Origin of the sequence: Bacteroides sp. HPS0048, from assembly GCF_964240755.1 — a bacterium.
In the GTDB taxonomy this organism is placed as follows: Bacteria; Bacteroidota; Bacteroidia; order Bacteroidales; family Bacteroidaceae; genus Bacteroides; species Bacteroides nordii.
The window spans coordinates 119,225-127,712 of record NZ_CAXSVC010000018.1; the positions used below are offsets into that span (position 1 = coordinate 119,225).

13 protein-coding genes and 1 pseudogene are annotated in these 8,488 nt (G+C 49.2%); 3 read left to right on the plus strand and 11 right to left on the minus strand.

Annotated features, from left to right (window positions below; translation table 11 throughout):
• The first annotated feature begins 39 nt into the window (after positions 1-39).
• A complete protein-coding gene (locus tag ACESQI_RS14915) occupies positions 40-384 on the plus strand; it encodes a hypothetical protein (RefSeq protein ID WP_008675239.1) in 345 nt (114 codons plus the stop codon).
• 57 nt (positions 385-441) lie between these two features.
• Here the strand turns inward: ACESQI_RS14915 and ACESQI_RS14920 are convergent, their stop codons facing one another.
• From ACESQI_RS14920 to ACESQI_RS14965, 10 genes are all read right to left on the minus strand, one after another.
• Positions 442-1,155, minus strand: coding sequence for a hypothetical protein (locus tag ACESQI_RS14920; protein ID WP_373126488.1), 714 nt, complete (start codon positions 1,153-1,155; stop codon positions 442-444).
• A gap of 1 nt (position 1,156) precedes the next feature.
• Complete coding sequence (locus tag ACESQI_RS14925; RefSeq protein ID WP_055284999.1) at positions 1,157-1,858, minus strand: hypothetical protein; 702 nt, start codon at positions 1,856-1,858, stop codon at positions 1,157-1,159.
• A 10-nt stretch (positions 1,859-1,868) separates the two neighbouring features.
• Entirely contained in the window at positions 1,869-2,888 is a 1,020-nt protein-coding gene (locus ACESQI_RS14930; protein ID WP_034527746.1) for an LPD29 domain-containing protein, read from the minus strand.
• Positions 2,889-2,901: 13 nt separating this feature from the next.
• The gene (locus ACESQI_RS14935; RefSeq protein ID WP_005789937.1) at positions 2,902-3,111 is read right to left on the minus strand and encodes a hypothetical protein; all 210 of its coding nucleotides are present in this window, start codon (positions 3,109-3,111) and stop codon (positions 2,902-2,904) included.
• Positions 3,087-3,386: a hypothetical protein gene (locus ACESQI_RS14940; RefSeq protein WP_034527709.1), complete on the minus strand. Its 300-nt coding sequence runs from the start codon at positions 3,384-3,386 to the stop codon at positions 3,087-3,089. The genes ACESQI_RS14935 and ACESQI_RS14940 overlap by 25 nt, the downstream gene beginning before the upstream one ends.
• A 51-nt stretch (positions 3,387-3,437) precedes the next feature.
• Positions 3,438-3,935: a DUF4313 domain-containing protein gene (locus ACESQI_RS14945; protein ID WP_039849737.1), complete on the minus strand. Its 498-nt coding sequence runs from the start codon at positions 3,933-3,935 to the stop codon at positions 3,438-3,440.
• Between the two features lie 50 nt (positions 3,936-3,985).
• On the minus strand, positions 3,986-4,237 hold the full coding sequence (locus tag ACESQI_RS14950) for a hypothetical protein (RefSeq protein WP_005634966.1): 252 nt from the start codon (positions 4,235-4,237) through the stop codon (positions 3,986-3,988).
• Between the two features lie 69 nt (positions 4,238-4,306).
• Entirely contained in the window at positions 4,307-5,194 is an 888-nt protein-coding gene (locus tag ACESQI_RS14955; protein WP_055285000.1) for a hypothetical protein, read from the minus strand.
• A gap of 3 nt (positions 5,195-5,197) precedes the next feature.
• Positions 5,198-6,340 (minus strand): hypothetical protein, encoded by a 1,143-nt coding sequence (locus tag ACESQI_RS14960; RefSeq protein WP_055285001.1) that lies wholly within the window; start codon positions 6,338-6,340, stop codon positions 5,198-5,200.
• Positions 6,325-6,621 (minus strand): hypothetical protein, encoded by a 297-nt coding sequence (locus tag ACESQI_RS14965; RefSeq protein WP_005634950.1) that lies wholly within the window; start codon positions 6,619-6,621, stop codon positions 6,325-6,327. The genes ACESQI_RS14960 and ACESQI_RS14965 overlap by 16 nt, the downstream gene beginning before the upstream one ends.
• Positions 6,622-6,647: 26 nt before the next feature.
• Here ACESQI_RS14965 and ACESQI_RS14970 point away from each other — a divergent pair, with 26 nt between their 5' ends.
• Both ACESQI_RS14970 and ACESQI_RS14975 read left to right on the plus strand, forming a co-directional pair.
• Positions 6,648-6,842, plus strand: coding sequence for a hypothetical protein (locus ACESQI_RS14970; RefSeq protein WP_005634939.1), 195 nt, complete (start codon positions 6,648-6,650; stop codon positions 6,840-6,842).
• A 178-nt stretch (positions 6,843-7,020) separates the two neighbouring features.
• Positions 7,021-7,427, plus strand: a pseudogene (locus tag ACESQI_RS14975) (hypothetical protein).
• Positions 7,428-7,531: 104 nt separating this feature from the next.
• Here the strand turns inward: ACESQI_RS14975 and ACESQI_RS14980 are convergent.
• Positions 7,532-8,488: site-specific integrase (locus ACESQI_RS14980; protein ID WP_373126484.1), on the minus strand; the 957-nt coding region annotated here is incomplete at its 5' end.

An 8,488-nucleotide genomic window follows, 5' to 3' on the forward strand; every position in this document is an offset into this window, starting at 1 on the left:
GACAAATGCTGTATTTTTGCAATTTCTAATTTCAGGATTATGGAAAACTATCTAAAGAAAGCGGCGGATGCTTTCCTTGTGGAGCGTCCGTATGGTATGCGTGTGGATTACAGGAAGAAAGGGTTCGTGCTGTTTAACCGCAACCTGAACGTATTGGGCAATGTGGAGCATGCCCGTCTGGAAGAGCTGCCTCTGGAGCGGTTCAATGTGGAGGAAATTCCGTTGGAGGGTGAAATTGTGGAAGAACATGCAGGATTTACCGATGTATTCTTCTACACCGATTTGACCAACCCTTATGCCGGATATGTGCTGAACCTACAAAAGCTTAAAGCCTATAACCAGTTTATGTTTCCGCTGGCAATGGCGCTGAACCGTGAGTTGTGAGGTCGGAAGATGGTAGCGGTAACAGCCGCATGGAACAAGCCGTTACCGTCCCGGATTTTATTGTTTGCCCTCTTTTTCTGTTATGAACGCAAGATAGGCGGGCACGGCCTTATGGCATCCGGTAAAGTTCGGTGTCCAGCGGCCCTTGATTTTCCGGAAACTGATGGTTCCGTTCCTGTCAATGCCTCTTACATGCCTGTTGAATGTCCCTTTGGTTCTGATATGGATGTCAAAACCATCCCTTCCGGTGATTTCAAGGAACATTCCTCCCGTGATCCGTTCCCCGTCCAGGAATTTCTGTTTCTGTTCATCGAGCAGCAGCTGATGTTGCTCTTCCCGCGCTCTGCGCTCTTCCGCCTCTTTCTCTTCCCGCTCCCTGCGTTTCTGTTCCTGCTTCCTTTTGTATGCCTCACGGGCTTGCAGCAAGGGTGCGGTGTCGAGTTCGAGGGCATTGAACACACGGATGGAGATCAATCTGACGAAGGCTCCTCTTTCCGCGCCCTGAAGCGTATCCGCGATCCAGTTCCTGCAATAGGCGGCGGCTTCCTCCCTGCGGCCTTCTCCTTTGAGGAACCGGCGTGAATACTGCCCGCTGGAAAAATAAACGTTTTCAATCCGGCAGACCACATGGAAACAGTCATCGTCCTCATTCCCATATTCGTTCTTTCTAGACAGGGAGAGATATACATTCTCTGCGTACGGCTCCAGTTCCATATAAGGAGCCACGACGGTATTCCCGTCAGACTTGTACTTGAATACTTTTGCTTTCATACTATCGTTCAGTTTGTCGGTTGTTGCATATTTCATCTATGATCTCTTTCCCGCTTCTTTCACCCTTCAGGAAGGCAAGGAAGCGCCTCAAAAAGAGCCGGGCACAGTCAGTTCCCTGTTGGGAGCTTTCACCGTCTTTGGTAGCGCATACCGCAAAACGCCCCAGTCCGAAACTGTCCTGTTGCGGTATGATGTGGTAAGACAAGTCCTCGCTTGCATTGATGTGCAACCCACGACGGAAAACATAGAAAGTTTTCGGGATTCTTCTTTCGGTATCGATTTCCATACGCTTGTAACCGTGATGTTCCAATAACCGGATCAGTTCCCTGTTTGTCGGAATTGTATGTCCGATCCAGTCCGGCCAGCTTATATTTTCTATTATGTGTCCGTAATTGTCATATAATATGTTGAACTGTTCCTGGTATTCATCGTAAAATTCCCCGTTCCCGTTGCACATTTCCTCCAACGCGATGCCGTTTTTACGGACAAGGGCAAGGTCGCCCAGTCCACACGCGATTTCATTGAGTAGCGTGCGTTCCTCATCCCTGTCTTTTGCCGTTCCGTAAATTCTAAGCAGGGAATACCGGTGTAGCGCCGAACGGGATGGCATATCCAGTTTTTCCCATATCTCATCGTTTCCTATAGCCTGTCTGGTGTTTTCCGGAAGTCCGTACCACCACTTGTCCAAATTGTTTGTATCCATAATTTCTGAATCAGATTGTTTTCAAATTCTGTTTTGAGTACCATGCCTGATACGCGGCGGCATACTCCTGACGTTCCCGCTCCAGGGAATCTCTCATCTCCGGGGTGTACCCGAGCAGGCGGATGTATCCTCCGTTATAACCGGTGAGTTCGCACCTTATTCCGGCTCCCTCCAGTTTGTCGATGCGTTTTTGGGCCATTTTTGCGCTTGAATATTCCTTCGGCCAAAAATAGAGTTCGCCCCGTGAGCCGAAACAGTCTTCCCCCAGAATTATTTCCCCGGCATACTTCCGGCTTTCGATGAAGCCGAAACGCGCTTTGCCCAATGCCCGGCGCATTGCCTTGTGTGCCGGACCTTCCGGATGCTTGAATACCTCCGGTTTGTCTTTGCTGTCGAGTCTGGGCGGTTCCACCTTGTACGGCTGTTTGTAACTTCCGATTCCAAGTGTCAGGTAAAAGTTGGTGTGAAAATAGTCCGTCATGGGGTCGCTGTCGTCGAAATTGTACGACATGATGAAATCGCAGATATTCATCATTACATCTTTTGCCCTGTCCGTCAAGGATTTGTATGAAGCGATATGATGGTGGTTGACATCGCCTTGAACTTTTCCGGACTCTTTGGTGAACGCCTCGAAATCCGCTTTCATCAACCGGATATGGATGGAGTGGCAATTCTCCCGTCTGACAGAGAACTTGTATCCCGGATAGGTCTCCTTGAGCCATGCCCGTACCAGTGCCACGATTTCCGGCGCATGCTGCCCCTTGTAATTGCGGCCTTTCCAGCGGTATTCGTTATACACATACTCGGTGTATTCCTTTGCCGTGGCTCCCGAATAGTCATATTCATATCCGGTTGAAGTCGCGGGAATATCCGGTTTGTCTTTCCAAGCCTCAAAAAGCCTTCCAAACTCGGTGTTCACCTGTTGCATGATCGCAGTGTCGCCACCCTTGTCCGGGTGGTGCTCCAATGCCAGCCGGCGGTATTCTTTCTTCAAGTCCGCCAGAGAGTGTATGTTCTGAAAATAAGTCATAGCCATGAGTTTTTTATGCCCCTGCGAGGCGGTTGATAAAATATTCCCGGTAGTCAAGGTCAAGACCGAGGTTGAGACAGGCCGTTTCCATGTCATCTTCCCTCAAATCATCTGCCTCCTGCAATTCGCGCAGATACCGGATTTCGGAGTCCAGGTACTCCCGTGCTTCCGTTTGACTGCAACCGCATGAGCTGCCGATCAGACTGATAATGTTTCCTCGCATACTGTTTGATTTTTGGGGTTACTGTTCCTTTTTCTGAAGTGTCGTCCGTCATATATCGAGACGGCCCGTTCCACCAGAATCCTGCGGTTGTCTTCCGAGAGTTCCAGGTAGAACCGTTCCGCCGCGCCGAATGTGCCCTTGTCTGTCGCCACGCACCATTTTTCCCAGAAATGCGGGTACATGCCGCCATACACGGCTTTGCGTTCCTCCTCGCTCCAGGCGTTCCACATGTAGTAGAAGAAACTGGAGACGGTATTTTCCGCTTGATATTTCATGATTCTTTTCATTTGATTGATTGTTGATGCCAGATTCATTGCCCGGAAGGATTACCGGATATTCAATATTGCGCTAAAGACATGTGGGTCAAGCCTGTAAAACGTCGGAAGGTTAAGTGTGACCATCGGGTAGCTTACCCAGCCGCTCTGACGTCTATAACCTGTATCCTCAGCTAATTTGTTGGACAGAAGGAACTCCATGGCATCAGGATTGTTGTTGATGTCCACGAATACCCTGTCAGGCAGTGAGAATGCCGCCTTATCTTCTAAGTTGACCGTCAGGACCGTGTATATCTCATGGGTCACGGGATCTTTCAGAGACAATGCCGGCCAGCCGTTATGGTACATTTCAATCACGATTGAGAGACGGCTTTCCTGATACAGGAAAGTCTCTTCCATGGACGGATGGTCGCATTTGACAATTTCAAAATCATCCTCCCCTTTGGTAAATGTCACCATCGGATAGGATACATCGACAAAACATTCCTCTTCCCGGTAACAGAGATGTTCTTTTCCCTCTGAACGGATTATAGCCAATCGGGTGTTCATATTCGTAACTGGTTTTAAAATTATTGACTTGCAAGTTAATTGGCCGGCATTCACCTGCCTGTTTCTTTAAACGTGTGATTGTCACCGCCTGCGGACATTTGGGAGAGTTGCTGTCTCACCGCCTTGATTTTCCCAATCAGTTCGTCCTCCCTTCGGAATGAGGGGGTACATTTGGTACGCCTCATCCCGGCTCCCCAGGGGATGCCGCCGCACACTTTTCTCAGGCGTGCCTTTTCGCTTTCCAGAGCCGACTCCAGACGGGCCAGCCTGCGTCGCAACGATTCTTCGGTCACAGTTCTCATGATCTCATTGTTTTTTTTGTATGGTGACGGGTCGGAAAGACAGTCACCATACCGTCGTTATGTGTCACGTTATATTTTAGCTTTTTCCCTTTTGATGCCTCTCAGGACGTACAACAGGTGCAGGAACAGCTCCCTGTCGTAAATCCGGAAGAAGAACGGCTCGCCTGTTTCTCTGACCGTTCCGGTAAACGACACGGACTCCCGGTTCACGGGATATTGGAGGAAGTTGCCATTTGCCAGCAGGGTGTGCTTTTTCTTCATCACTTCGCCTAGGAACTTGTCCATATCGTCGTTTCCCTCATAGCCGGAGAAGTAGAGGAAATGATGGCGGCGCAGGCTTCGCAGGATTTTGGCGGTTTCCAGCCTTACATCCCTGCCTGACGATTCGTCCGTTCCTCTCATCAGGTTGCAGATGAACTTCTTCTCGCCATTTATGTCAAGAAACAGATAAGGAACTATAATTATAGAGGCATGCCGTGCGTGGTCAGAGATGACCATCGGCTTTTCTTTCAGGATGTCTCCTTTGAAGGTAATGTTCCGGTAATGGTTGTCCATCTGCCGTTCCAGTTCCTTTCTTGGCGTGGTAACGGAGCGGAGTCCCGTGAAGTAGCGTCCGCCCGCCCGGAAGCAGAACCGGTAGATGTCCGCATGATAAGGCTCTCCCATGAAAAAGAAATTCCGGGTATGGCGGATGGGGGGCAAGACATCCATGTAGTCGAAATATCTTTCTTCCGTAATCTCACTGAACGGGGCGCAGAGGGATTGCAAGTAGATGCGTATCATCTTGCGGACGGTATTTCTGGACACGGCTATGAGGTACGGGTTCTTTTCCCTGTCCCTCAGTTCCTCCAATGTCTCATGATGGTAGTCGCCATGTATTCCGTCAGACATGGTGGTCACGCAGCTGCCGTCAAAACTGCGTGAATCAACTACGAATTTCAGTTTGTCGTTATTCATGGTTCAGATGTTTTGAAGGTTCAACACTCTCTTGGCGGCACTGAGGGCATTGGAGGTGAGCTGCCGTTGCCATGCCTTGTTTCTGGGTGACCAGCGGAATCCGGAGGATTTCAGTTTCTTTCGTCTGTTGTCTTCGGGAATCCTGTCAAACAGGATCTGAAGGCGGTCTTCCCCATAGTTCCATACAAGTGTCCCGCCCTCGAACGGCACTTCCTTGTTTTCCCGGCTTTGCACCGCTTTCAGCCTTTCGCGCATCCGTTCCGCAAGTTCCGGCAATTGGAAGAATTTGTTTCTTGGGGTGATGACGGGTTTCCTTACCCTTGCGTTATATTCGGAAATGAAGTCCACGGCCCTGCGGACGATTTCCACTTCCCCGTGATTGGCGAAGGTGGATACCTTGTTCAGGATGCTGCTGACGAACAGGGCACGGTTATAACCCCGGCATTGTCCGGTGTCAATCCCGTGGATGGTGTCGGCGCTGCTCTTGATGTCGCGTTTGAGCGTCTGCCATGCCTTTTCCAGTTTTTCTTCCTCCGGTCGTGCGGCTTCATTTTTCCGTCTGGCGGCTTCAAGAACCTTTTGCCGCCAATTGCGGAACTCCTCGTAGCGGTTCTGATAGCTTCTGTTCGTATTCTCCTGCCTGTGGTAATCGAATCCGCCCCGTCCCGTCACCATCGGGTTGGCGCAGCGTGAGAGGGCCGAGAGCTGGGCGGATAGCTTTTTCCGGTAGGCGGCGATGTATGTATCCCGTTTCTCTTCCTGCATGAGTTGCAGGTCGTTGTGCAGCTCCTCCCCGTAAATCATGATGTCCGTCTCGCCACGAATCTCCGGGTCGAAGGAACTCCAGGCGTATGCGTCGCAAGCCTGTTTCCACATATCCTCCAGATAGCCAGGATGTTTGAACGCTACGGCTTCCCAGTCTTTGAAGTCCCTGGAATGCAATTCATTCCGATCTTCCGGATTTCCGTACAGGTGTACATAGTTGCCCGTTCCATGATGCTCCTTTCTGAAATGGAACGGTACGGGAGGATGGTCCGTACCCTTTTCCCGGATCATCGTGACCCGGTGCGCATTCTCTGCGGTAAGGCCCGTTACTTGTTCTTCCCGGACCTTTGCTGTTGTTGTTTCAGTCATAACCGTTGCCATTCATAAATTATTTCTACCAGTTCTTCGTCCGCCAGTTTTTGGATTTCCTCGTCCGAGCAATAGCAGGCGATTTCCTCGTCCAGCTTGAAAGCTGCCGGGTCAAGGCTTCTGATGCCGTCCAGCAGTTCCGGCACCAGGCTGTCTGCGGCAACCGTATAGCTTCCGTCCCTGCCTTGCACCTTCCGTGCGGGATAGCTCCTTTCCCGATAAACCAACATTCTCATTTTCGGATTGGCACCCTGCTGTCCTTTGTGGACTTTGCTTGTTGTCTCTCTGTTCATACCTTCATTTTTTTAGTTTGTTTGACATGATCGGCTCCGTGGAGCCGGTTTTTCGGTTTCTTACTTGCCGGACTGTCCTTTGCCGGGGATTGCGCAAGGCTTGGCAAAAGAAAATACCGCAGCGAAGCGAGGATGATTTTCTTTTAGCCAACCAGCCCCTGAAAGGGGCCGCCTTGCGCAATCAACCCGGCAAAGGGCTATATTTGCAGGTAAGAAATTGAAAGAATGGCAGGATTTTCAATTTGTCGGATACAATGTTGTAATAAGCAAATTTAAAAGCATACAACGAAGGTTTTTCAAATATTTTCCAAACTATCGGATATCAATATCATATCGTAAAACAAGCGAAGGCGTGGCATTCCAGAATAAATACATATCTTCGCGTCAAAGGTGATTGAAATGAATACATTCTCTGCTTTTGATACGGGTGTCATGGTAGCTCTCTTGCTGGGTATTGAGTTTCTTAGGAGTGATATCCAAACAATTCTCTATTGTAAAAGAGACGATCCCGGGATTTTTAAGAGCTGCCTGTATACATTGTTTATATTGTTGGCAAGTCTTTATTCCATTGTGGCCGGAGCCATGCTTAACCCCGAGCCCGTACCCGTTTATGAATTGATACCCGGTTTTCAAATAGGAGTTTATGGTTCTTTTTTTTGTTTATATTTCTTGTTATCGCCGGTCTTTACCGTAAAATATTACCTCTCGTCCTTTTGGGGTACGCTATGGTATATGTAATCGGTGTACTGATACCGTTACTTGGATATGTAGTGTCCATGATGAATTATTTCGCCAGTACAGGATGATTATGAAGACTAAAGATGTTTTCCAGAGAAAATGGATAACAGACAGTATAACAAAAAGAAGGTATCCTTTTTCAGATACCTTCAATGACGGGCCGGTTGTATATTTACCATTCCAGACGTTCCTTCACATTGTTCATCGCCTCTTTCAGGCTGCTGTTCATGACCCGAGCATAATGCTGCGTCATACGTGTGGAGGCATGGCCGAGCATGACGGACACGTCCTGCAAGGGTACATTGTTGGCGAGCGTGACGGTGGTTCCGAAAGTGTGCCTGGCAACGTGCGTGGTCAGGTTTTTCTTTATGCCGCAGAAATCGGCGATTTCCTTGAGGTAGCTGTTCATTTTCTGGTTGCACATGACAGGCAGGCAGCATCCTTTCTTTATGCAGACCGGATGTTCCCTGTATTTCTCTAATATGGCCAGTGGAACGGGCAGCAGCGGGATGTTGCTGATGGAAGACGCTTTTCTGCGGTGTTCCAACTTGACCCTTCCCTTCCTTATCCACCAGTCCCCGAGATTGTCCTGTACCAGGTTTTCACCACTCAGAGTGGCGACATCGGAGAACGCCAGACCGGTGAAGCACGCGAAGACAAAGACATCCCTGACCAGTTCAAGCCGTGGAATGGTGAATTTCTTTTTCATTACGGTTTGCAACTCGTCGTAGGTCAGGAATACCGGATCGGTCTCGTCCTGCTCCATCTTGTAACCGTAAAAGGGATTCTTGCGCATCCATTCCTTTGCCAATGCCATATTGGTAAATTTCTTGAAGCATTTCATATAACGGACTATCGTGTTCCGGCACAGTCCCGCCTCCGTTTTCAGGTAGATGTCAAACGCACGGATGAACTCCGGTGTCAGCTCATGGAAAGTGACATCCTCCTTTCCGTAATAAGAGGGGATGAGCAGCTGTAATTTCTTCACCACGTTCTTATACCGGTTGATTGTGACGGGAGAGTAGTCTATACCCGCCAGTGTTTCCATTTCTTTGATGCCTTCCCTCATGGTGCCGAGCAGTGTACGCATTTCGGTGTCTTTCCCGAAAACACGTTTAAGAATCAGTTT

Excerpts from the sequence above, each read along its gene's own strand:
- ACESQI_RS14915 (WP_008675239.1), top strand. The coding sequence starts at position 40 with ATGGAAAACTATCTAAAGAAAGCGGCGGATGCTTTCCTTGTGGAGCGT.
- ACESQI_RS14960 (WP_055285001.1), bottom strand. The coding sequence starts at position 6,340 with ATGGCAACGGTTATGACTGAAACAACAACAGCAAAGGTCCGGGAAGAA.
- ACESQI_RS14955 (WP_055285000.1), bottom strand. The coding sequence starts at position 5,194 with ATGAATAACGACAAACTGAAATTCGTAGTTGATTCACGCAGTTTTGAC.
- ACESQI_RS14935 (WP_005789937.1), bottom strand. The coding sequence starts at position 3,111 with ATGCGAGGAAACATTATCAGTCTGATCGGCAGCTCATGCGGTTGCAGT.
- ACESQI_RS14950 (WP_005634966.1), bottom strand. The coding sequence starts at position 4,237 with ATGAGAACTGTGACCGAAGAATCGTTGCGACGCAGGCTGGCCCGTCTG.
- ACESQI_RS14965 (WP_005634950.1), bottom strand. The coding sequence starts at position 6,621 with ATGAACAGAGAGACAACAAGCAAAGTCCACAAAGGACAGCAGGGTGCC.
- ACESQI_RS14920 (WP_373126488.1), bottom strand. The coding sequence starts at position 1,155 with ATGAAAGCAAAAGTATTCAAGTACAAGTCTGACGGGAATACCGTCGTG.
- ACESQI_RS14940 (WP_034527709.1), bottom strand. The coding sequence starts at position 3,386 with ATGAAATATCAAGCGGAAAATACCGTCTCCAGTTTCTTCTACTACATG.
- ACESQI_RS14925 (WP_055284999.1), bottom strand. The coding sequence starts at position 1,858 with ATGGATACAAACAATTTGGACAAGTGGTGGTACGGACTTCCGGAAAAC.
- ACESQI_RS14970 (WP_005634939.1), top strand. The coding sequence starts at position 6,648 with ATGATCGGCTCCGTGGAGCCGGTTTTTCGGTTTCTTACTTGCCGGACT.
- ACESQI_RS14930 (WP_034527746.1), bottom strand. The coding sequence starts at position 2,888 with ATGACTTATTTTCAGAACATACACTCTCTGGCGGACTTGAAGAAAGAA.
- ACESQI_RS14945 (WP_039849737.1), bottom strand. The coding sequence starts at position 3,935 with ATGAACACCCGATTGGCTATAATCCGTTCAGAGGGAAAAGAACATCTC.